Annotated in this window: 22 protein-coding genes; 8 read left to right on the top strand and 14 right to left on the bottom strand. The window is 46.7% G+C overall.

Features of this window, described 5'->3' with window-relative positions:
* Positions 1-677 precede the first annotated feature (677 nt).
* Both CZ379_RS01235 and CZ379_RS01230 read right to left on the bottom strand, forming a co-directional pair.
* A complete protein-coding gene (locus tag CZ379_RS01235; protein WP_110929934.1) occupies positions 678-2699 on the bottom strand; it encodes a sialate O-acetylesterase in 2022 nt (673 codons plus the stop codon).
* A gap of 199 nt (positions 2700-2898) precedes the next feature.
* Entirely contained in the window at positions 2899-4395 is a 1497-nt protein-coding gene (locus CZ379_RS01230) for a DHA2 family efflux MFS transporter permease subunit (RefSeq protein ID WP_110929933.1), read from the bottom strand.
* 161 nt (positions 4396-4556) lie between these two features.
* Between CZ379_RS01230 and CZ379_RS01225 the strand changes: the two genes are divergently transcribed.
* The gene (locus CZ379_RS01225; RefSeq protein ID WP_110929932.1) at positions 4557-5432 is read left to right on the top strand and encodes a TetR/AcrR family transcriptional regulator; all 876 of its coding nucleotides are present in this window, start codon (positions 4557-4559) and stop codon (positions 5430-5432) included.
* 151 nt (positions 5433-5583) lie between these two features.
* Positions 5584-5889 carry a hypothetical protein gene (locus tag CZ379_RS01220; protein ID WP_407668588.1) on the top strand — a complete coding sequence of 102 codons (306 nt, stop codon included), beginning with the start codon at positions 5584-5586 and terminating at the stop codon, positions 5887-5889.
* A gap of 73 nt (positions 5890-5962) precedes the next feature.
* Here the strand turns inward: CZ379_RS01220 and CZ379_RS01215 are convergent, their stop codons facing one another.
* Positions 5963-6856, bottom strand: a complete 894-nt coding sequence (locus CZ379_RS01215; RefSeq protein WP_110929931.1) for an AraC family transcriptional regulator — start codon at positions 6854-6856, stop codon at positions 5963-5965.
* A 200-nt stretch (positions 6857-7056) separates the two neighbouring features.
* Between CZ379_RS01215 and CZ379_RS01210 the strand changes: the two genes are divergently transcribed.
* The 5 genes from CZ379_RS01210 (at position 7057) to CZ379_RS01190 (ending at position 13027) form a co-directional block, all read left to right on the top strand.
* Positions 7057-8355 (top strand): ABC transporter substrate-binding protein, encoded by a 1299-nt coding sequence (locus CZ379_RS01210; RefSeq protein WP_110929930.1) that lies wholly within the window; start codon positions 7057-7059, stop codon positions 8353-8355.
* A gap of 81 nt (positions 8356-8436) precedes the next feature.
* Positions 8437-9300, top strand: a complete 864-nt coding sequence (locus tag CZ379_RS01205) for a carbohydrate ABC transporter permease (protein WP_110929929.1) — start codon at positions 8437-8439, stop codon at positions 9298-9300.
* Positions 9297-10121 carry a carbohydrate ABC transporter permease gene (locus CZ379_RS01200; protein WP_110929928.1) on the top strand — a complete coding sequence of 275 codons (825 nt, stop codon included), beginning with the start codon at positions 9297-9299 and terminating at the stop codon, positions 10119-10121. The genes CZ379_RS01205 and CZ379_RS01200 overlap by 4 nt, the downstream gene beginning before the upstream one ends.
* 39 nt (positions 10122-10160) lie before the next feature.
* Positions 10161-12152: a glycoside hydrolase family 31 protein gene (locus CZ379_RS01195; protein WP_110929927.1), complete on the top strand. Its 1992-nt coding sequence runs from the start codon at positions 10161-10163 to the stop codon at positions 12150-12152.
* Positions 12153-12730: 578 nt separating this feature from the next.
* Complete coding sequence (locus CZ379_RS01190) at positions 12731-13027, top strand: M26 family metallopeptidase (RefSeq protein ID WP_110929926.1); 297 nt, start codon at positions 12731-12733, stop codon at positions 13025-13027.
* Between the two features lie 419 nt (positions 13028-13446).
* Here CZ379_RS01190 and CZ379_RS01185 read toward each other — a convergent pair whose 3' ends face one another.
* The 11 genes from CZ379_RS01185 to CZ379_RS01140 all read right to left on the bottom strand — a co-directional run bounded on the left by CZ379_RS01185 (position 13447) and on the right by CZ379_RS01140 (position 23608).
* Positions 13447-13770 carry a helix-turn-helix domain-containing protein gene (locus CZ379_RS01185; protein ID WP_199925392.1) on the bottom strand — a complete coding sequence of 108 codons (324 nt, stop codon included), beginning with the start codon at positions 13768-13770 and terminating at the stop codon, positions 13447-13449.
* Positions 13771-13841: 71 nt separating this feature from the next.
* Complete coding sequence (locus CZ379_RS01180; RefSeq protein WP_110929924.1) at positions 13842-14039, bottom strand: helix-turn-helix domain containing protein; 198 nt, start codon at positions 14037-14039, stop codon at positions 13842-13844.
* 248 nt (positions 14040-14287) lie between these two features.
* Entirely contained in the window at positions 14288-15163 is an 876-nt protein-coding gene (locus CZ379_RS01175) for a DUF6544 family protein (RefSeq protein ID WP_234404768.1), read from the bottom strand.
* Positions 15144-15599 (bottom strand): MarR family winged helix-turn-helix transcriptional regulator, encoded by a 456-nt coding sequence (locus tag CZ379_RS01170; RefSeq protein ID WP_234404807.1) that lies wholly within the window; start codon positions 15597-15599, stop codon positions 15144-15146. Before CZ379_RS01170 ends, CZ379_RS01175 begins: the two co-directional genes overlap by 20 nt.
* 254 nt (positions 15600-15853) lie before the next feature.
* Positions 15854-16228, bottom strand: a complete 375-nt coding sequence (locus CZ379_RS01165) for a PH domain-containing protein (RefSeq protein ID WP_110929922.1) — start codon at positions 16226-16228, stop codon at positions 15854-15856.
* Positions 16229-16530: 302 nt separating this feature from the next.
* Entirely contained in the window at positions 16531-17550 is a 1020-nt protein-coding gene (locus CZ379_RS01160) for a carbohydrate ABC transporter permease (protein WP_234404767.1), read from the bottom strand.
* Between the two features lie 25 nt (positions 17551-17575).
* On the bottom strand, positions 17576-18490 hold the full coding sequence (locus tag CZ379_RS01155; protein WP_110929921.1) for an ABC transporter permease: 915 nt from the start codon (positions 18488-18490) through the stop codon (positions 17576-17578).
* A gap of 11 nt (positions 18491-18501) precedes the next feature.
* The gene (locus CZ379_RS01150) at positions 18502-20115 is read right to left on the bottom strand and encodes an ABC transporter substrate-binding protein (RefSeq protein ID WP_110929920.1); all 1614 of its coding nucleotides are present in this window, start codon (positions 20113-20115) and stop codon (positions 18502-18504) included.
* A 152-nt stretch (positions 20116-20267) separates the two neighbouring features.
* Positions 20268-20489, bottom strand: coding sequence for a hypothetical protein (locus tag CZ379_RS25840; RefSeq protein WP_199925390.1), 222 nt, complete (start codon positions 20487-20489; stop codon positions 20268-20270).
* Positions 20490-20513: 24 nt separating this feature from the next.
* Positions 20514-22934, bottom strand: a complete 2421-nt coding sequence (locus CZ379_RS01145; protein WP_234404766.1) for an AraC family transcriptional regulator — start codon at positions 22932-22934, stop codon at positions 20514-20516.
* Positions 22935-23305: 371 nt separating this feature from the next.
* Positions 23306-23608, bottom strand: a complete 303-nt coding sequence (locus tag CZ379_RS01140) for a DUF6809 family protein (protein WP_110929919.1) — start codon at positions 23606-23608, stop codon at positions 23306-23308.
* A 161-nt stretch (positions 23609-23769) separates the two neighbouring features.
* On the opposite strand from CZ379_RS01140, the gene CZ379_RS01135 reads away from it, so the two are divergent.
* Complete coding sequence (locus CZ379_RS01135; protein WP_110929918.1) at positions 23770-24003, top strand: helix-turn-helix domain-containing protein; 234 nt, start codon at positions 23770-23772, stop codon at positions 24001-24003.
* Positions 24004-24094 lie beyond the last annotated feature (91 nt).

Below are 24094 nucleotides of genomic sequence, written 5' to 3'. Positions count from 1 at the left end.
TAGATTAAAAACTCTCCCTTTTTAGTCCTAAAGAAACCGTGGAGGGGGAATATATTAAAATTGCATCAGTAGAAATATTACATTATTTGGGACTGGATAGTCCCGTACATGCTGTCCTTGACATTACAGGGAGCCATTTGCGTATACTAAGCTGTATCGTACACTAAGACGCGTATACAAAACTGCTGAACATTAAGCTGCTGAACACTAAGCTACTGAACACTAAATGGAATTCCTGTATCTAGTTATGCTCTAAACGAATATTTTAGGGGATTAGTTGGATTTGATGCTCCTAAAATTAAGAATCCAGCCCATGATTAGCCATTCCCTTCTTCTAACGACATGAAACCCATTTAAATCTACTTTTCCTTCCTTGCCGTAGAAAGTAACTACTATAATTCCATTTATACAAGTTAAATTATTAAAATGGATGTGGGCGAGGGTCATCTATCCTAAATAACCCCAATTTCCGATTCATCTTGCATTATCAAAATAAAATCGTAGCACTTTTGCACGAATTCAGGCGCACTTCCCTCCATGCCAGGTCAGGCGGTGCTCTTAGTTAAGCTGTCCCCACGCTTATTGCATAAGTTTCCGTAAGGATGCAAAGGGTTGGAGGCTATAACGAAGCTTATTCGCTCATCTCATCCAGGCCATCGCTTATTTCCCAGCAGTTCTCACCATGTACTAAACGGCGAAGCCGGAAGACCTTCGCGGTTATACAAGTTCGCCCTCGCAGGATTGTTCGACCATGCATACCTGACATGAACAGGCTGCCGGATCTCGTCATGCTTAACGATGACGGTGTCGCCGGAGATGACCGCATCCGCAGGGACGAAGCGGCCATCCGAGCCACATATCGCAAACCCTTGGAGCTTGCCGCCACCCCACGTGGTTAGTCCGCTGCCGACATGGTCGAAATGCAGGACAATCGCTCTCGCATCATCCGCCGTAATCACATCTTCTGGATTAGCAACCCCAGTAAGCTCCATGCTTTTGAACATCGGGCCGCTGTACACCAATTGTTCCTCACTATAGGCCAGCCTACGGGCACACAGCGCGAGCCGTTGACCCACCGTTTTCTTATCCTGGGGATGCAGGTCGTTATATTCTCCGACATCTATCGTTACAGCCATCGCGGTATCGGGTACCTGCAACCCTTTGCGCTGCTCCTCTCGAAGCTCTGCCCAGTTCACTTGCGTGTCGTCCTCTTCCCCCAAATTAGCGAGCTGCGCATAAATGAACGGGATGTCGTCGTCACCCCAATTGCGCCGCCAATCCTGAACTAAGCTTGCGAATAATTCGCTGTATCCAGCAGGCCGCCCCGTATTGGATTCGCCTTGGTACCATAGAATTCCCTTGATTGGATAATCCCGCAAAGGCGCAATCATACTGTTGTAGACGCCTGAGGGAATGTATTGAAAGAAGGTCTGAGGCTCCAAAGCCTCAGTAACCGCACCGACACGATATTTCCATGTGCCCTGCAAGTCGAGCTCCTGATTGCCTGCAACCAGCTTATACGGCATGTCCTTCACAAAGCCTCCGGTATTCTGCGTACTGATCACGCGCACGGCAATTTTATTCCTCCCCGGCTTCAATAGTCCCCTCGGAACCGGGTAGCGTCTCGGCGGATACATATACCCGGTACTGCCGATGCAAACCCCGTTGATATACGTATCATCCGCATCGACAATCGTGCCGAGCTTCAGAAGAACTTCACTATTACACACTTCACTATTCTGCATTTCATCATGCAGCATTTGATCATTCAACATTTCGCCATTCCGCATCTGATTATCCAACATTTCATCCTCCAGCATGGAGGCCGGCACATCGAATTCTCTATGCAGCCAAACTGCGCCGCGCACCGAGGCCAGCTTGCTGCCCGCCCAGGAGCCCGGAACCTCGATATCTTTCCAATCCGAAGTGTCATACGAGGAACAAAACCAGCCCTCCTTCAGCCCCAGGTCAGTATCGTTCAAATGGTTATACCATATGCGGTTACGTTCTTCATCCCTATGCTTGGTTTCGCTTACATAGTTATCGTCCTTACACTGCTCAAGTACAGCTTCATAACCGCCGATGCCTTTAAGCGTTGGCTCGCTGATCCAGGCTTCGATTGGCGTCCCGCCTACCGCGGCGTGAATCAAACCAATCGGCACCTGATATTTTTCATACAATTCCTTGGCAAAAAAGAGCCCAACCGCACTAAAGTTCATCACTTCCTCCGGAGTGGCTGCGATCCATTCTCCCCCTTGCGCCGCATCACGGTGTTCAGCCCGAGGAAGCTCATGCTGAACACCGTGAAAGTTGTAAGTCTGTGGTACAGCAAACTGGCGAATGAAGGGAAGATTTACGCTTGCCACTTCCTCCGCCAGCACATCGAGCGTTCTTCGCACAGGCAGCTCCATATTGGACTGCCCGCCAAGCACCCATACATCGCCAATCAGAATATCGCGAATGACGCTTTGAATGATGCTCTCCTGATGCTCCATGGATATCGTCATTTCATACGGACCGCCAGACTGCAGCTTCTCTAATGCCACACGCCAATCTCCCTTAGAGTCGGCCGTCGTGCCGTATTCTTTTCCGAGAAAAGAAACCTGTACCTTCCTGCCGCTCTCGGCAGTCCCCCATATCATCACCATTGCGTTCCTCTGCAATACCATGCCATTACTCAGCATGCTAGATAGCCTCATCGCCGACAACCTCCTCTTTCAAAGGTATACCTGATTCGATCTTACTCTATCCCCATGCCTGATTAAATGGTCGAATCTAAAGATCAAACCCCAAAATTTTAACAAGTCGAAGTAAAGAAAAGCCCGAAGCTGGCAGTCATAAGACTATCGCTTCGAGCTCTCAGGGTTGAGTTATATCATTCTACTTATTTCGTTTCGCTTATTTCACTCCAGGCACAGGCTCGGCTTCAATCTTAGCGAGAGCCTCCTTGCTTACGTCTACACGTTTGAGGAATAGAGTAAGAATCAGAGCAACTAAGGTGGTCGCAGCTGCAATGACGAAGGAATATTGAATGCCCTCTAGCAGCGCCGTTTGGCCAATCTGAGCCTTAACTTGATCCGTAATCGTGGTTGGATCGATGGCAGCCAATTGACTAGCCGCACTTGCCTTGGTCTTGGAGTTCATGATGGATACGAAGATCGCCGTGCCGATCGCGCCAGCTACCTGCTGAATTGTGTTGTTAGCCGCTGTACCATGCGGATTCAGCCGTGTAGGCAGCTGATTCAAACCATTGGTCATAATCGGCATCATGACCATGGAGATCCCGAACATTCGCACAGAATACAAGGTAATGATATAGCTATACGTTGTTTCAAGATCAAATTTCGACATCAAGAATGTCGTTACTACTGTAATAGATAATCCGATAAAGCCAAGAATACGAGGCCCAAACTTATCGAACAGCTTCCCTGTAATCGGTGACATAATCCCCATGACGATGGCACCTGGTAGCATCATTAATCCAGACTCCAGCGGTGTAATCCCGCGAACATTTTGCACATAAGCAGGCGTCAAAATCATACCTGAGAATAGAGCCGCAGCATTGACGGCCGAAATGATAGAAGCCATCGAATACATCGGGTATTTATAAATGTCGAGATTCAATAATGGAATGTCGAGACGCAGCTGACGAATGATAAATAGCGCCAATGCGATTGCACCAGCAACTAAGCAGGTGATAACTACAGGATCATCCCAGCCGGCGCTGCTTGCATCACTGAAGCCATAGAGCAGTCCGCCGAAGCCGATTGTACTCAGGACCACAGAAAGATAGTCAAGCTGTGTCGGCTTAGTTGGCATAACGCTGCGGAACTTCCAAACCGCCAGGAGTAAGGCAACTACGGCGAATGGAAGAATCATTTCGAACAAGATGCGCCAGTCATAATATTGCACGATATAACCGGATAACGTAGGCCCGATAGCCGGAGCCACGATCATAACCAGACCAAAGATCCCCATGGCCGCGCCACGCTTCTCACGTGGGAAGCTGATTAACATAATGTTCATCAACAAAGGAGACATGACGGAGGAGCCTGCCGCCTGGATCATACGGCCAGCGATTAACCAACCAAAGTTTGGAGAATAAGCGGCAATGACCGTACCAAGAGTAAAAATGGATAAGGCCGTAATAAATAAACTGCGATTCGTAAATCTGGTAAGCAGGAAGGCTGATACAGGAATCAGAATCCCGCTTACGAGCATATAGCCTGTAGATAACCATTGGACGGCAGAATAGTCAATCTTGAAATCATTCATGATGGTCGGCAAAGCGACATTTAACAATGAATTATTAAGAAATGCAACAAAGGTTGCGAAAAATAACAAGCCTAGCATTAAGTAGGGTGGTTTTTCTAACTGTTTAACAGTATTGCTCATGCTGATGCTTCTCCTATCTCTATATTAAAATTTAAAGTTACTTGATGATTTTATATCATCGGTCTAATAAAATCAAGTTTTTATACCGTGGGTATAATATGCATTGTGTTTTCCAATCATCGTAGATATACTTGTTGGTATTAGATTGTACGGAGGAACTCATGAATCGACGTAAAATCCAAGTGGTCAACCATGCCTTTGCCTTATTTATTGAGAAAGGAATCATGCCCACCTCTATTCAAGATATTATTGAGCGGGCAGGCATTTCAAAAGGAACGTTCTACAATTACTTCGCCTCGAAGAATGAATGCGTCAGTGCCGTGCTGGAGCAGCTCCGGTATGAAGCGCATATGAATAGAAGCGAGCTGCAGATCGGCAAGGATCCCAGCGACCCTGATGTCTTAATCGAACAAATCTCGATGATTGCGAAGAGCAGTCAAAAGTACGGCTTGTCCGCCTTGTTCGAAGAAATTCTGCATTCTCGCGATAAAGAAATGAAGCAATACGTGATGCAGCACCGCCTCTTCGAAATCGAATGGCTTGCAGGCCGCCTGGTCGACGTGTTCGGCGAGAAATTACGCCAGCATGCCTTTGAAGCAGCTGTTATTTTTATGGGAATTCAACAGCATCTGCTGTTTACAGCCAAATCGATCAACCAGTCCAATATCGAGCCCAAGCATGTCGCTCGTACGGTATTGCTGCACTACATGAGCTATATAATCGATTGCCTGGTCGAGAAGAATACCTCCGTCATTGACGACGAGAAGCTGTTTGTGGCAAAAAACTCAGTGACGCAAGAGGAGGTCAAGCAGGAGGATATTCTCCAAGCCTTGGACGATTCCGCGCGTCAGCTTAGATTCACCAAGCCGCAGGCGGATCTCACAGCAGCGCTGCGCTATGAAATCGAACAGCAGCCTCTACGAGAATCGGTGGTCAACGCCCTGCTAAAGCCATATGTGGATGCCTTTAAGAGCTTGGAGGGCTATGACCAGGCTAAAGATATTATGACCATGATCTGGAGATATATGAAGCAATAGATGAACTGCAGGAAAAAGCCCAATCCTTATCGGAACTGGGCTTTCATCGTGGAATCGAGGGGAAACAAAAATCATACCGCCAGCATCGGCATCAGTTGCCTTATTGGACGGTATTGTTTATATAGACGCCTGAAGTTGTGCGGCTAGGGAAATGGCTAAGCAAATGATGGGCTTCGCAAATCCGCAGACGCTGATGAATAAGCCATTGATTGAACAAACTCAGGCGGGCTTGCCTACAGATGTGCAGCCTCTGTTCGCGCAGATGATCGCGGGCTTTCGCTCCGTGCTCGGTGATACGCTGTCCGTCGTGTTCCTGACTGCTACGCTTGTGCTTGGCGTTGCATTTGTCCTGGTCTTCTTCCTGAAGGAACTTCCGCACCGCACGTCGAATCAGGCGGCTCCTGCCGTACCGCAGGAAGGGAAAGCGAGCAAAGGATCGGCTGGTGTAGAAGCATAATTGAGAGAAATAAAAGGCGGTACGGCGTGGGAACACGCTGTACTGCCTTTTTTGGATATCGTAAGCGCCTGCATTAAGATTTGGATCTTTTTCGGTAAGAATTCGGACTGCAATTCATAAACTCTTTAAAAGTTCGATTGAAGTAACTAATATTATTGAATCCGGTAAGATCAGCAATTTCCGTAATCTTTTTATCTGTAGAAAGCAAGAGCTCACAACTTTTCAAAATTCGTAATCTCGTAATGTAATGAAAAGGAGTATGGCCTGTCACATCTTTAAATATTTTGCAAAATTGACCCTCACTAATGGAAAGGAGTTTGGAAAGATCAGCAAGCGAAATGTCAAACCGATAATGCTCATTTATATAATCAAAAACGGACTTTAGGCGTTCTTGCTTTTTCTTCTGGGCTGAATTGTTATTAATTGAGACAAAGTGATGATTATACATAATTTGCCAGCATTCAAGCAGTTTACCTTTTATGGAGAGCGCAGTGGTCTCCATGGTGTGATCAAAATGGAAACCAATGGCCTTGATCAAATCATGAACATCTTTTTGCCATGAATTTTCACAGGAAAAGTGAAGGGAGTATGCGCTTCCGCTTACAATAATTGGATTTATGTATTTATTGAACAAGAACGTGTTATTACTGCTGATTAAAAATTCGTGATCGAATACAACGGCAAAGAATTTACATTCCGAGTAGTCCAAATGTGTGGCAGAATGCAGACACTTGGGGGGAATAAAGAGACCATCTGATTTTTTCAGGTGGTATTTTTTGTCTTCAATAGTGAAAACAGCCTTACCTTCCAACACAATCAAAAACTCGCATTCCGGATGCCAATGTGTATAGAGGATAGTTTCCTTATTGGAAGGGACGCTAGTGTGATGAAGCGAGACAGGCAATAAAGGCGTACCATGATTATGCTTTTCCTTCCAATCTCGATAGACATAAATCTGTTCTTCCATCAAAAGTCCTCACTCCCCCATGCAAAAGATCCAAGTATAAACATCAATATAGTGTAGTTTCTTAGAAAAATAATTAAAGTAACAATAAAAAAGTACCATTATGATTAAAGTGTAGACCAATCAGGGAGGTAAATCAAATGCGAACTTCTCGATTAAGTATGATTACTCACTAAAAAAGGCTTGAGGAGGAATGGTCATCTATGAAATTAGGAAAAGTTTCTGTGATCGCATTGTTAGTCGTTGTTGTGTTAGCCGGATGTTCATTGAATAATAACAAGGATCAGATTCAATCAGAGGGTAGTGATAACGGAAAAAAAACCGTTGTCGAAATATTTAACCCAAAAGCCGAAACGAAAGCTCAAATGGAGGCTTTGATAGAGCAATTTGAAAGCGAAAACAAAAATATAGACATCGTCTTAACAACGGTAGGCGCGGGACAAAACGGCATGTCCGCTTTGGCAGCCAAATTCGCATCTAAAGAGGAGCCGGCATTGTTTATTTTACCCGGTCGTGCAATTGCAGTTAACTATAAAGACTACTTATTGGATGTATCCGACATGGAATCTGCCAAGCAGGCGATCGATGGAACTTTGCAAGGAGCCATGATCGATGGAGCTCCGTACGGTATACCATTAAATATTGAGGGTTTCGGTTGGATGATTAATAAAGAGATCTTTCAGGCTGCCGGCGTAGATCCAGAAACTGTAACAACTTATGACAAATTTGTTGAAGCGGTGAAAAAGATAGACAGCCAAAAAGAGTCGCTTGGTCTGAATGCTGTGTTTGCTTTTGTCGGCGATGACGGCGGATTTGCAAGCCAGTATTCCAATCACTTCACGGCTCCGGAATTTGACAATGACTTGAACGTTACCTACGAAGCCGACCAACTGAATTGGAAATACGGAGATCGAATGAAGGAATATACGGATTTGATTAATCAATACAATGTCCAGCCTATTGTATCACTCGACTATAGTACAGCGGTTGAGGAATTATTCGCAAACAATAAAGTCGCCATTTTAAGCCAAGGGAATTGGATTGTACCGACGCTTGACAGCATTGACCCGACTTTCTCAAAAGAAAAATTGGGGATTTTACCCTTCTTTGTGGACAGTGATTCGGAGGGGTACATCAGCGCAGGACCGTCTTGGTTTTGGTTTGTAAACAAACAAAAGGACGAACAGACGGTGGAGGCGTCCAAAAAGTTCTTGGATTGGATGTATACTTCCGATTTTGGGAAAGAACAAATTCTATCGAGCTTTAAATACATTCCGGCGCATAAAGGTTATAACATTGAAGGTATCGAGGATCCTGTATCCAAAGAAATCTATCAAATGCTTGAAGCAGGCAAAACGAGAGTATGGGTGTTCAATCAATATCCGGATGGTTTTTATTCCAATATGCATGGCGAATTTCAAAAATATTTAGCAGGAAACATTACTTGGGATCAATTTATAGAAATAACCAAAAACGATTTTACAAAGTTGAGCAGTAGGTAACCTTGCACAATAAATTGGCGCCATTTTCCCACATCATCAGTGGCGCCAATTTCCAACTGAATGGATTAAGGGTGTGTCATAATGAAGATGAGACGATCAACTTATTGGCTTTTTATGTCACCTAGCTTGCTAGCATTGTTATTGGTAATTATCATTCCATTTATGAAAGGAATTTATTATTCTTTAACGAAATACAATGGATTTCAAGTGCTTGAGTTCGTGGGTCTCGATAATTATTATAATTCCTTTCAAGATGATCAGTTTTTACACAGTTTGTGGTTTACCGGCTCAGTTTCTTTGGTTGCCGTCTTTTGCATAAATTTGATGGGTCTGGCTTTGGCGCTGTTGGTTACACAAAAAATGGGCAAATTCAGCACCGTGTTTCGAACCATCTTTTTTATGCCGAACCTCATCGGGGGTATCATACTTGGATTTATATGGCAATTTATTTTTTTGAAAGGTTTTGAAGGGTTATACCAGTTCACGGGATTTACCTTCTTTCAAGGATGGCTGTCCACGACTGTGACCGGTTTTTGGGGATTGATTATTTTGCTCATTTGGCAAATGAGCGGTTATATCATGATCATTTATATTTCCTTTTTAATGAATATTCCCGGTGAAGTGATAGAGGCATCGGTGATTGACGGAGCAAGTGCATGGCAAACTTTTTGGAGAGTTAAATTTCCATTGCTGGCGCCCGTGTTTACCATCAGTTTGTTTCTGACCATATCCAATACATTCAAAATTTACGATCAAAATATGGCACTTACAAAAGGAGGTCCCTTCAAATCCACGGAGATGGCCACAATGAATATTTACGACACGGCCTTTCAAGTCATGGATATGGGGTTTGCACAAGCTAAAGCCATGATATTTATGCTCATCATTACCGTCATTACGCTGGTACAGCTTTATTTTACCAGGAAACGAGAGGTTGATTTATGAGTAGACATAAACAGATCTCAAAAACGATCAATATATTACTGGGTATTGTAATGTCCCTTTTTTGGTGTTATCCATTATATCTTGTAATTACAAATTCATTCAAAACAAAAGCTGAGATTTTTACTAACAAATTGGGCTTTCCATCTAATCCGACATTGGCTAATTATAAAGACGCTTTTCTCGCCTTGGATTTTTATAAGAGTTTTGCGAACAGTTTGATTATTGCCTGTGGCAGTGTACTAATTATCTGTGTTTGTACTTCCATGGCTGCATATGCTCTTTCAAGACGTCCAGGAAAAATAAGCTCGATAATCTACTTTGTTTATGCTCTATTAATGTTAGTGCCGTTTCAGGCTATTATGATCCCGCTTGTTTCGGTTTTTGGTTCCTTGGATATGCTGAATCGCGTAGGATTAATGATCATGTACTTGGGACTTGCATCAAGTATGTCGATATTCCTCTATTTTGGTGCGTTGCGAGGTTTGCCGAAAGAACTGGATGAAGCATCGTTAATAGACGGTTCCAACCGATTCCAAATTTATATGCACATTATTTTACCTTTACTCAGACCTACAACCGTGACAGTGATTGTTATCAATGTAATGTGGTTCTGGAATGATTATTTGTTGCCTTCCATTGTCATTAATAAAGAAGGATTATACACGATCCCGTTAAAGATGTTTTACTTTTTTGGGGAATACACAAAACAATGGCATTTGGCCCTTGCCGGATTAGTCATTGCAATAATTCCGATTATAATCTTCTATATGTTTCTTCAGAAATATATCGTACAAGGCATCTCGGAAGGCGCTGTAAAATAAATGTACTAGACAAATTCGATAGAAGAATGGAGAGAGAGAATGTTTAGAATAGATGGTAATCGATTGATCAGGGAATATGATTCAGAACAACTTTGGATAGAACCTTGGGGGAATAATGCTCTGCGTATTCGTGCCTCCCGCATTCCCCAAATGAATAATGAAGACTGGGCGCTGTTGCCGGTGAATGAGGGTCAGACCGAAATCACAATCGAAGAGAGCACGGCTACGATCGTCAATGGAAAGATCAAAGCGGTGATTCAACGGACGGGACAGATTGCAATCTATAATCAAAAAGGCGAAATGCTGCTACAAGAAACCGAGAATACTTACCAGCTCAAATACGGTGGAAGAGAATTAATTCCTCACCCGGGTAACAGCGATTATCGATTGACTGTTAGATTCAACTCTGATCCGAAGGAAAAGCTGTTTGGTATGGGGCAATACCAACATGATTTTATGAATTTGAAAGGTTGTACGTTGGAAATGACTCATCGGAACAGCCAAATCAGCGTCCCTTTTGTAATGTCCAGCTTGGGTTATGGTTTCTTGTGGAACAACCCCGCCATCGGACGAGTGAACTTTAGCCTTAATGTTACGGAGTGGTCCGTGCCTTCAACCAAGCAGATGGATTATTGGATTACGGCCGGGGATTCGCCTGCAGAAATTGAAGAGACCTATGCATCCGTCACCGGAAAAGTGCCTATGATGCCTGACTATGGAATGGGTTTTTGGCAATCCAAATTGAGATATCAGACGCAGGAAGAATTGCTAGAGACAGCCAGGGAGTACAAACGAAGAAATTTGCCGATTTCAGTCATTGTGGTTGACTTTTTTCACTGGCCTCATCAGGGTGATTGGAGATTTGACCCGGAATATTGGCCGGACCCTGAAGGCATGGTAAAAGAATTGAAGGAAATGGGAATAGAACTGATGGTTTCGGTTTGGCCAACTGTTCAGCAAGATAGTGATAACTACGAAGAAATGCTGGAGAAAGGGTATTTGATCCAATCGGATCGAGGGGTTCGAACCCACTTTAACTTTGTTGGCCCAAATGCGGTTTTTGATGCGACAAATCCCCAGGGACGCCAATTTCTGTGGGGGAAAATTAAAGAGAATTACTATGACAAAGGGATAAGAGTCTTCTGGTTGGACGAGGCTGAGCCGGAGTTTAGCGTATATGATCACGATATCTACCGTTATCATATGGGATCCGCTTTGCAGGTAGGCAATATTTATCCCAGAGAATACAGCCGAGCCTTCTATGAAGGAATGGAAGAAGCGGGACAAACCAACATCATCAACCTCGTTCGCTGTGCGTGGGCGGGAAGTCAGCGTTATGGCGCGCTTGTCTGGTCGGGCGACATTGGTTCTGACTTTGAGGTTTTGCGAATCCAGGTCAAGGCCGGCTTGAACATGGCGATTGCCGGCATACCATGGTGGACCACGGACATCGGAGGATTCCATAGCGGAAATCCAGACAATCCGTCATTTCAAGAGTGTTTGGTGCGTTGGTTTCAGTATGGAGCATTCTGTCCAGTATTCCGCATTCATGGTGACAGACAACCGCAAGGAATGCCGCTTAGCACATCCGGAGGAGGTATTTTTCCCAGCGGTGCTGCCAACGAAGTTTGGAGTTTCGGAGAAGAAAATTATGAGATCTTGAGAAGGTTCATGTTCATCCGTGAACGTCTCCGGCCCTATATTAGTGATTTAATGAAAGAAGCCCATGAAGTCGGAACGCCTCCAATGCGGCCTTTGTTTTATGACTTTCCTCAAGATGCTTCGGCTTGGGATATCGACGATCAGTATATGTTCGGTCCTCATCTATTGGTTGCACCCGTGTTGCAGGAAGGGGCCAGAAGTCGCGAAGTATATTTGCCTCAAGGAGAGACTTGGGTCGATTCATATACCGGAAGGAAGTATGAAGGAGGACAAAGCTTGACCGTGGAAGCCCCGTTGGAGAGACTGCCCCTATTCGTTAAAGCTGGCGAATTACTTCCTGACCTACTCGAGGCAATTACGGGTCAGTAGAACAAACATAGGCCGTTCAGGCATGCATGGGCTGCGATCCTCATTTATTGGGTTGACCCTTACGTGCCTGTTCTTGGCCTCTATTGTTACATTGATATATAATCAGAGTGTCGTTTATACCTTAAGGATATAGCTTGCATTTTTATCAATTGAGTAGTTAAGTGATAATATAGAAATGAAACAAGAGATCATGCACTTGAAGAAGAACATGTTTTTTTATCCAGAAGCCCGGCCAATCAAGAAAGGAAGGGTTTTCCAAGGTGGGTGAATTGGGATACAAAGTTCGAATCGATGAAACCGAAAGCGGGTTCGTCACCGGAGTTAATCTTCCAGGTAATCTTCTATTCTATGATTATATAACACGGACTCTAACTTAAAGAAAAGGCAATAAACAACCTTACAGCTTGGCTCTTGACTAGTGCTTCCGATCCTTGCATATTTAGTAAATGCTTTAATAATTTAGTTATAATTATTTCAGTAGTTTAACTAAAATTTTAACATAAATTCAGCAAGTGAGGTGCAATCGAAAACCTTATCAGGTCGGCTCCGCCGAGTTTTTGAATGAGGTGCGTTATTATATGAGTGCTTCATTCAAACAGGTGGCCGATATCGATTTATCCTCCTACAGTTCAGGGGAGGGCTGGGCACCAATCGGTGAAATTAACGTAAGGAACAATACTCAGTATCCTAATCCTTTCAAGGGTTCTTATGACGGCGGCGGTTATGCCATCTCAAATATGAATATCAAGGTTGAACGGGCCTGGTTTGGGTTGTTCGGATATGTTAACCAGGCCACTCTTAGTGATATCCATCTAAAGAATGTCTTTGTGGAGGGTACGATTTATATCGGAGGTTTAATCGGTCAGGCGGATTAGAGCCTTATCACCGGCAGCTCCGTAGAAGGTGAAGTTCGCGGAATTTCTATTTTTGGCGGACTGGTTGGCAGAGCTTCAGGCGGTTCGATGAATAGCTCATCCGCCCTCGTGAGCTTGGCAGCTACGAAGGCATCGTCTTCAGTCGTTATTGGTGTAAACGGCGGGATCAGCGGCTTGTGAAGTGCCCCCTGTCAAGTAGACAATGTAAAAAGGCAAAAATAGTGTTCCCTCCGTTCAATTAAATTGTACGGAGTTTTTTTCTTCTTTTATGCAGCTTGTCGGAATTCATTAGGTGCTAAGCCATTTATAATAGACAGATCGGGCGACTCCTGCTAGCTTATACAGCTTCGTGATGGCATAGCCTTTCTCGGCGTGCAGTTCTTGGATAGCTTGATACAAGTCTGCATGCCGAACTAAGGTTAGCGTGTATTTCGTCGCCGGATCTCTGCCAACTTTTTTGCGAAGGCGTTCTCCATCTCTAAATACTCGTTTCGGACTTCGAGCTCTTTAATCCGGAGCTTGAGCCGTTCATGATCATCCAGCTCCTCTACAGACTTATTACGGCCACGATTGTCTTTGAGGGCTGCCTCACCGCCCGATTTATATTTACGAACCCATGCATACACCTGTTGATAGGAAACACCATATTTATCCATCGACTTCTGGTAATCTAGATCATTTGCGATGGTATATTGCGCGATTTCAATGCGTTCTTCAAAAGTGGTTTTACGTCCTTTATTCATGGGGGATTGTCCTTTTCCTTTACGAGTAGGTTTTATTTCTTCCCCACTAGTATACTTGGAAATCCAATTCGTCAAAACACTTTTGCTTGAAATATGATACTTCTTTGTTGCTCCTCGTATGGAATGATTACCGGATAGTACATCCCTGTTTGCAGCCAGTTGCAATCTTTGGGGTAGACTTTACATGCTTTGGCTTCCTTCAATCCTTCATAACCACCTTCCAAGTACTTCCTTACCCAATCTGTAATGGAGTTTTTATCTATCCCCAACTGTTTCGCCTCATGACTCGGGTTTGTTTCATTTTGAAGGCATTGCTTTACGACACGAACTTTACCTCTAAAGAAATTGGACTCCTTTTAGACATCATAAAAACTCCATCATTGTAGAAGTAGAAGTTTTTTTTCTACTGTCTACTATGATGGAAGCATATAACCTATGAGAACAGGGGCTTGCTTTTTTTAAATGTCGAACATACGGACTGAAGTCTGCCAAAAATAAACTCACTAGCTAAGGGTCGTCAATAGGGATGATACTCCATCGTAAAGTTTTCTCCGTCAAAATAAACGAGGTCGCCTTGCTCATAATTCCAGACGGCTTGCAAATGAGTCGGCTGCTTGATGCCCCCAATGGTCTTGTAATCGTTAAATAAAGCCGACCATGCCACCTGCTGAACGGTTCCGTCGGCAGATATGATCGACCTGTCTTCCGTCGTAAAGGTCAGCAGCTGCCCGCTGTCGCTGAAAGTAAATATCCCGCTGGCCGATATGCCTTTATAGGTAATCGTTGCTTTGGCTCGGGTAACATCCACGGCTTCCCAGGTGATGTAGTCTTGTAGGGCCGCATTAGGCATGACCAAAGATTCTGAGAGGAAGGTGACCAGACAAGCTCGATTCATCGCCTCTCCTGTCTGATGAAATAAAGGGATGATTTTGCCGAGAACTCCTTTCATGCCGCCATGACCATCGACATATGAGTCAAGCCCTTCGAACGGGATGCCGTACATCGACGTATCAATATAAGCAAGCCTTACAGGCTCGTGAACGAAGTTATACTGCGTGTAATCGATTCGGATCGCCGACTTATCCGGCGACATGATGAAATCGACATCTTTGAAGGCGGCTTTCATGTAAGACATTTTTGGAGTGCCGATATATCCGCTGTATTCGAAATATTTTCGGACAGGCTCCGGTAATTCCTGAATTTCCTCCAACGTAAACATATCATCCGAAGCTGAATTAGCTGGGGAGGCAGCCATCTGCTCCGTAACGGTCTTCGAGAATTGGGCTCTAGTGACAGAATAAGGTAAGTTAAAAAAGACAAGAATTCCAGCTGCAATTACTGCTAAAATCACCACGATCATCCACATGCGTCTCTTACCCCCTTTCCTTCTCATCCCGCGCATTCTCCATTCTATTCACATTGTCAGCCAGCTTCATCATTCCTTCGTACAGCCCATCCGTCAGTTTGTGATCAAAAGCGTTGAATAAGCTGGACATGAACCTTTCCTCTTTGCCGCTTCTGTTCTGGAAATAAGCGATACATTTAGGCGTGAGGTGAATTCTGACGATTCTCGCATCCCGCTCATCTTTCGTTAGCGCTACGAAGCCCTGTTTCTCTAGCAGGGCCGCCATTTTCTTCACATTTTGCCGGGAGTGCCCGGTCACCTTGGCCACTTCGCTTATCGTTGGAGCCGGCTGTTCAAGCTTCGAGATCACCGCGATGAACAGCCACTGCTTCAGCGTCATATTCTCATCCAGCTTGTCGCCTAGCGCCTGCAGCCGGTTCGCCAGAGTAAGAATGCCACCAAAAATATAGGCCTGCTTCTCCATATCGATCAATATAAATCCCTCCGCATCAAAAAGGTAACTGGTTACATATATAATATGCAACTAGTTACCTTTTGTCAAAGCCTGTACATATACATTTGCAATGAATATTATGGTTATTGTAATTATTCTTCATGCTTTTATTATGGTGAACATGAAAAATACCACCCAACGGCTGCATTTTCTGCCATTGGACGGTATTTTTGCAGTATAAAGCTAATTATGTACTTAAGATAAGGAACAAGACTTGCTCGGGCTTACTTTGTTAAAAGCGCATGAGCGATAAGCATGTCGAATCGGCGGATATCGACACCCTTCTGCAGCTTCACCTTAATATGACCCGCACGCGTCCACAGTTCGACCTCTGCGTTCATATCCAGAAACCCTCCGGCATTCTCTGTAGACCACATATCAATTGAAGAGTAAGGTAGCGAGTAGATCTCGACCTTCTTGCCCGAAAACCCCTGTGCATCCCTGACAATTAACCGTTTGTTGGTAAAAATAGCGCTGTCCCGAAACGTTTTATAGGCAGCTACTGCTTCTTCTCCAGGAACGAGCAAGCTGCTTACATCCGGGGGAATCGGACACTCGGAAACCAACGTCCACTCGAGTATATGACGTGTCTCAGCCATAATTCTAACCTCCTAATGATATTACTTTCTATTCATTAAGAGTAACACAAGGGCCGGAGGCCTGGAACGCTTGCGTGTGATGGTTTTTTTAAACTTACGATCCTCCTCTGTTTTAACACCAAAATACCGCCCAACGACCGCATAGTGCTGCCGAATTGGACGGTATTTGTTATGCATAAGCCCGATGCTGTACAACACTTCCCCGGGTCTTCCGGGTTCTGCCGGGATCTTACGGAATCTTTCGGGTTCCGCCGAGCCCTTCTAGGTCTCTCTCACTTTTCCCTGCTCCTGCCCCTGCAAGGTCACCCCTTGATTGAACCGATCATGACACCCTTCTCAAAATATTTCTGGATAAACGGATAGATCACCAGAATCGGCAGCGTGGACACGATAATGACGCCGTATTTTATCTGGTCAGCATATCTTTGCGCATAGCCTCCCGCGTCTCCCCCGGTACCCGCCCCGTTGGCAAACACCTGATTGGACAGCAGGATGTCCCGCAAAATAATTTGCAGTGGCTGCAGATTGTTATTGCGGATATAGATCAGCGCGGTAAAGAAATCGTTCCAATGCCCGACCAAATAATAGAGACCGATCACGGAGATCATCGCCTTCGAGAGCGGCAGCGCCACCTTGAAGAAAAAGGTGAAGTGCGAGCAGCCGTCCATCACCGCCGCCTCGTACAGCTCCTGCGGCAGCGAGCTTTCGAAGAACGTCCGGGCGATAATCAAATAGAACACGTTGACGCAGAACGGGATAATGAACACCCAAATCGTATTCGTCAGATGCAAATCCTTCATCAGCAAGTAGGTCGGAATAAGGCCACCGTTGAAGAACATCGTCACCACGAACAGAAACATAATGACCTTCCTCGCCCGAAACTCCCGCCGGGACAGCACATACGCGGCTGGCAGCGTGAACAGCATGTTGACCAAGGTGCCGAACAGGGTGTAGAACACCGTATTCCGGTAGCCCGTCCAGATCCGCATATCCTTGAAAATTTCCTGGTACCCGAAAAAGCTGATGTTTTTCGGAAACAGCCATACCTTGCCCGTCGCTACGAGTGTGGAATCGCTGAAGGAAGCGATCACGATGAAATACAGCGGATAAACGATAATCAGGAAAATAAAGGTGCACAGCAGCCCCAGCGTGATTTGGAAGGCCAGCTCTTTGCCATTGAGGCGCGGGCGGGCTCCGTTGGTAGGCGGCCGGGTTCCACGAATACTTGGCCCGGTGCTATGGGCGCTTAACCCAGCTCCATGGCGGCCCGTTCGAGTAAGTTCGATATCGGTTCCACTATTACGCTTATGTGTAGGTTTCATAGGGGTTCCTCCTTCCTCCTAAGCTTTAGAATAGGCTCGTCTCGGATACCCGCTTCGAAATAGTGTTCATGGCGAACAGGAAGACGAAGTTAATCAGCGTATTGAACAGGCCGATGGCCGAGGCCAGGCTGAACTGATTGGAGACGATCCCGATCTTGTACACATAGGTAGCGATGACCTCGGACACCGGGAGATTGAGCGCATTTTGCATCAGAAATATTTTCTCAAAGCCGGTACTGAGAATGTTGCCCATGCTGAGAATGAACAAAATGATGATCGTCGGGACGAGCGCCGGGATATCAACATAGCGGATCGTCTGCCACCGACTAGCGCCGTCGATTCGGGCCGCGTCATAGAGCTGTGGATCGACCGTGGACAAGGCAGCAAGGTAAATAATGCTGTTCCAGCCGCAGTGCTGCCAAATATCCGAAAGCACGTACACCGGAATAAAGGTTCCGGTCGAGGCCAGCAGGTTGATATGCCCCAGTCCGATCGCTTTCATCAGATGACCGACGACGCCAGTCTCCGCCGACAGCAGCACATTAAGCATACCGACCAGCACGATCACGGAGATAAAATGCGGCAAATACACAGTCGTCTGCATGAGCTGCTTCATTTTTTTGCGCCGAATTTGATTGAGGATCAAGGCCAGAATGATCGGAGCCGGAAATCCAAGCACAAGGCTTGCCAAGCTGATCAGAAAAGTGTTCCTCATCAAGTCGGTGAACAGATAACTGTCGATGAATTGCTGAAAATACGCCAGCCCCCGCCACTCGCCCCCGGTCAACCCCTTGCTGAAATCATAGTCGCGAAAAGCAAGCTGAATCCCATACATCGGAATATAATTGAAGATTAGAATGACGATAATCGCCGGGAGGATCATAATCCAGAGTTGATAGTCGCGCGTTACGGCTGAAAGCAATCCTTTGCGGGCCCGCATATGATCCCCCCTCATTTCTTGCTGTTGTATTCTTCGTAGTATTTCTGCATGATCTCCAGATTCTTGGTGATACCGGCCTTCTGGGCCTCCTTCACGTACGCATCCCATTCCGCCTCGATGCCGCCCTTGGTCACCCACTTGGCAAAGCTGGACTCGGCCAGGTTCATAATGTTCGTGTTGTTCAGATTCATCGTGTTGTTGTCCATCGTCGAGTATTTAATAAACAGGCCGGGAAAAACATCCTTGTCCATATCCACCTTCAGCGCTTCCTCCAAAGGCTCGGATTGGCCGAGCACCTCCTGCATGTCTTTGCCGAGCGTCAGCTGTAAATCGTCCGGGATATAAAAAGCGCCGTTATCCGCCATCGTCGATGTCCATTTCCAGGTACCGGGATCCATCTCCGGGTTGGCTGGAGGCAGAACGGTATATGTGCCGTCCCCGTTATCCTGGATATTCGGGCCAATTGAGCCGAACAGCACCTGCATCCCCACCTTCTGATCGTACAACTCGTTGATAAACCGTATGGCCGCTTCCTTATGCTTGGTCTTCGCTGACATCACGATGTGATTCGTGCCGTAGTTCAGAGAATAATGGTCATAGCTCCAGGAGAGCTCCCCGGTATAATCCGCCGAGACCTTCAGCGGAGGCATGGATGCATATTGCGAAGCCAGCTGCTCCCCAAATCGGTCAGAGGCCACCCAGCCCCAAGTGAAGCCGACCTTGGCCGTATCCCCTTCGCCGCGAGCGATCGATTGATATTTGGTATAGTCATGCGTAAAAACTTCGGGATTGATCAGTCCGGCCTTGTACAGCTTGTTCAGAAAAGCCACCATCGTCTTGTAGCGCTCGTCGATCAGAAAATTCTTGACCTGACCATTCTCCACGAAATAGCCTTGCCCATTGCCTTCCGACAGCGTAATCCCCATACTGCCCAGAAGCACAGCCGGGTTGAAGTACCCGCCAATGCCGCCCGGCCAATCCATCGGGATCTCGTCCTTCGGATCACCGTTGCCATTGGCGTCCTTCTCTTTGAACGCGACGAGCACGTCATACAGCTCATCCCAGGTCGTCGGCATATCCAGACCCAGCTCATCCAGCCACTTCTGATTAATGAACTGCCTGCTAGCCGAGGCTGGCCAGAACCGCTGATATTTTGGGAGGCCGTAAATTTTGCCGTCCGGCTGCATGGCAATCAGCTTCGTCTCCGGCTTCTCGTTGAACATGTTCTGCACGTTCGGCGCCTGATCGAGCATACCGGACAGATCCTGGAACAGCCCTTGGAACTGGGCAAAATCAGCATCCGTAATGACGTTCGGCCCAATGAACAGATCCGGGATATCGCCGCTCGCTAGCATCGTACCTTTCTTTTGCCCCCAATCGGCGGTAATCTCCTGCCACTCAATTTCCACTCCGGCGGCATCCTCCACCTGCTGCAGCCACTCCATTTCGGCTAATGGCTTAGTCAATGGATGCTTCGTCATAATCGCCGTCAGCTTCACCTTCTCCCCGGAAGCATTCCCGGGCGTTTTTCCTGCGGACTTGCTCTCTCCCCCTGAACCGCACCCTGACAGTAGTATGACCGTGATGAAGATGATTGACGTGAAAACGGTTACCTTTTTCCGCATATCCCTACCTCCACGTTTTTGTTATGGGCGGCCGATCCCTGCGGATCGCTACCACTGCTTCGCCTGGCTTCGCAGGCACCTTAGACTGTAATGGGAGATGCACGCCGCGTAAATGGACAGATTTTGTGCGGGTCTTCATTTTTTGAAAGCGCTTAACAAAGCACTTGGTAAGACGGTTGTTCCCGGCCGTTCCAGACCATATTCAAATTTTGTAGATGTTCAAAAAATGCCCATTGCGATGGCAGTATGCAGGCGACCCGGTAACAGCATACTGCCCAGTTGGTGGAGAGCTGCATCGTGCGCGCTGCTCCTTTTGCGGACGGTGCGGATCCGGGCATGCTTGGATGGTTGTCGGTCATACCGCATCTTGCCATGACATCCTTCTGATGAAACAGAGCTTAGCTTCTGTGCGTATTTCGGTATTGGCCGGGCGTGGTGCCGACGATTTTTTTGAAAGAACGGATGAAGCTTGAAGGATTCGTGAACCCGACCTGTGCTGCAATGCCCTCCAGCGTCTCCTCGCTCTCCCTTAGCAGCCCGATCGACCTCTGTATTCTGAGACGGTCGATATATTCCTTGAAGTTTTGGCCCATCTCCTTCTTGAAATGGTGGCTGAAATTCGAGACCGACATGCCAAAATGCTCAGCCATCAGCTGCAGCGAGCAATTCGGATCCATCCCCTTGTCTTCGATCACCGCAAGAATCTCCTCGCGGGAAGCTGCGCGTCCCTTCGGCAGCGTTTCGCGAATCATCTCACACAGCTTGGCACCGCTCTCCTGCAAAATCCCGGTCATCTGCTCCAGTGTATAGCGGGGCTGGAAAGCCGCATCCGTTAGACGCAGCAGGCTCTGATCATCATGGCGGAACCGCTGCAGCCCGTTAAAAATGACGCTAGCCGTGTTCAAATACACACTGCGCAGCATATGCGGCGGCAGCCCATCGCTGCTCAGATAGCAAACGATTCGCTCAATCAGCGACTCCACTAGAGTCGCTTCGTTCTTCAAAATCGCCAGTTCCAGCGACTGCAGCAGCTCGGCAAAATACGAGACCGTACCGGACGGCGATGTCTCGATCTCAGCAAAGCTCAGAATCGGGCTCGTATGGCGCAGCCGCAGCTGCTCAACCGTACGAAGCGCCTGCAAATAGGAAACATGCGCCGAGTTGGGATCGAGGATGTACGTACAAGTGTTAGCGTGGGTCTGCTTGGAGTGAGTTTCCTCGGAGTGAGCCTCCTCTGCTGGTGTCTCCCCTGGCTCGCCGATGCCGATGATCGTCTTCCAGCCCGATTGTACCTGGAGCTCCTCCTGCAGCCGGGCTAAATACGCTTGAACGGAGAAGTCCTCCCCATGGGAGCAGACGAACACGATCTCATGATGGTAATTGCTTTTGAAAAAATAACCCTGAACCCCTTCAGGCAACTGGCTCTCTTGGTTTTTGCAGTAGAGCAGCACGAGATTCGTCTCCTCCGTCTCGGAATCACAGGAGATGACCGCCACCGTCAGGCAGACTCCGTCCAGACTTACCCCGACCTTCACCGCTTCCCGCTGCATATGCTCCCCGGTCAGGAAGTGCCCATTGACCAGCTCAAGCAGCATATTGTCCCGCATGATCGGCAGCGTCTCCTTCACCTCTTCATCCAGCCGACTGTTGACCGCAGATAGACCGCTTAACGTATAGCGAATCGCTTCAATCTCGTTCATCGGCCCGCGCTGCTGGGGCTCGAACAAGCCTGCCGCGAACTCGACCAGACGCTTGATCGGGTGATAATTCTTGCGGATTGAGACGTAGATGACAATCACTTCAAGCAGCAGAATGCATCCGACAAGCAGAATCGTGTTAAGCTGAATCGCGCGCAGCCCCTGGAGCGATTCCGACACCGGGAGCAGGCTGACATACTTCCAGCCGTTCTTATCCGAGACTGAATAAGATACGAGGTAGGACACGCCGTTGATCCGGTGAATGCCGGAGGACGAGCCTGAGATCGAGCTAGAGGTCGGGCCGCTATCTTTTCCCATACGACTTATCAACTGTGGTAAATCCTCCGAGCTCTGAACCAATGCCTCGTTGGAGGCAACGAGCGGCTGTCCCTGCGCATCAAAAATAAAGAAGTCCCCCTTATACGCTTCCGAGACCGACCGCATCATGCGGAGAATCGTATCCTCCCGAACCATGATCATCACCACACCAGGCGAACTCGTGCCGCCCACCGGAAGCGGCTGCAGAAAGGTCAGCATCCGTACCCGGTTATGACCGGGAATCAGCACCCCCTCTACGGGCCGAACCATGAGAGAATCCAGCGTGTTCAGCGTCGCGCTCAGTTCCTGATGAGGCCAGCTCTCATAATAAAAGCCAACCCCCGGCTTCCCCATATCCTCCATACTGTATGCGCTTCCACTTTTGGAGAACAAATAACCGTTGCTTCTTACATACAGCAGGGTGTTGTATATAAAAGCATCGGTCGCGTTGTACTTTTTCATTTCATTCGCAATCAGGACGCGCTGATAATCGCTCTCCTCGGCTTGATACAACCGGAACTCCCGGTTCTGCACCAGCTCAAACGGCAGATTGTACACATACCGCGTGAACGTATCCATCGACGTCATGAACTGCTCCGTAATGTGGGCGTTCCAGTCCATCTCCTTCTCTTTGACCACCTCCGCCGAATACGGATAGTAATACAGCACAATGATCATGACCGGAAACAGCAGCACCAGCAAATAGGAAATCAATAGCTTGGTCAGTAAATTGATCTTGTTATTATTTCCCCTAGCCTTAGTCAACTTGTTAGGATCCACCTTGTTATTGCTCACCTTGCTCATATTCAGTTCAGTCTCCCCCAAGCCGCGCTCACCTTCCTTTTTGAAGTTCCTGTTAGTAAAGAAAATATAAGAAGAAATTGAAATTTACAACCATTTCTTTAGATTGTCGCCGTATGACGGCGATGGAAGCAGTGAATGTAGGCAGCAAAGAGGCTGCGCAGCGATCTAGCCGCGAGTTGACCGCTATAAGGCCCATCACCTGCAGACCTCGTTAGTAGTAATGTGGCTTAATTTAGCCTTGCTGCTGTGTGACTATATTATAAATGTAGACGTAGAAGGGAGTTAGAGAACATGGAAGGAATTTGGGGGGGACTTAAGGGTGAAGAGCATTTATTAGGGGGGCTATGGTTAGGTTGAGACTGGACTGCTGCTTATTCATCATCATGTTTGGCGATATTACCCACCCCATGATCGAGGTGGATTTCAATGATCATAACCGCCCCCAGCTTGAAGCCGTAGGTGAACGCCGCAGTCATCTCCATGCTCTGGATTTGCTGCCGCAAGTCCAATAACGCCTCAAGCTCGGCAAACTCATCGCTGGATAGCCTCTTCTTCCAGGCTTCTATTTTCTCGGATAGTTCCCTGCCCTTCTTGCGATACATGGGATCTTTGGGAACCAGTTGTTCTTCGGGTATGAGATGACCGTAGTATAGGGATTCGAGTAGGGATTGCATGGGGATGGCCTCCTTTTAGGGCGGGTTCATTAGACAATCATGAATCATAGCATATAAACCCGCTTTCGATACGTATCCACGTACCACTAATGAAATCATTATACGTTACGCTTATGCGTATAGTCAAGTTGGGAATGATTCCATTAGGGGTGATTTTGGAAATGAAGAAGGTTGTCATAAAAATAGGGGATCTCACTAAAAAACATAATATTTCTCTACGGGAATTATCCAGACTATCTGATGTCAGACATGCAGCATTGAGTGAGCTTTCCAACGGTAAACGAGAGAGCATTAGCTTCAGCCACATTGAAAGGATAGCGGAGGCGCTAAATATAAGCGATATTCGGGAGATTATTGAGTTAGTGGAGGAGGAAGGGAACGCCGCGAATCAGTAAATTCGAATTTATCGCTTGTGGTTAGATATCTCTACTTATTATACTAATCTATTAACCATGTTTCCCATTTAAAAGCCTTAACATTGATATA

It is taken from the genome of Paenibacillus bouchesdurhonensis (genome assembly GCF_900155685.1).
In the GTDB taxonomy this organism is placed as follows: domain Bacteria; phylum Bacillota; class Bacilli; order Paenibacillales; family Paenibacillaceae; genus Fontibacillus; species Fontibacillus bouchesdurhonensis.
The sequence above is the reverse complement of the archived record's forward strand: the minus strand, read 5'-3'. Positions and strand labels throughout refer to the sequence as shown.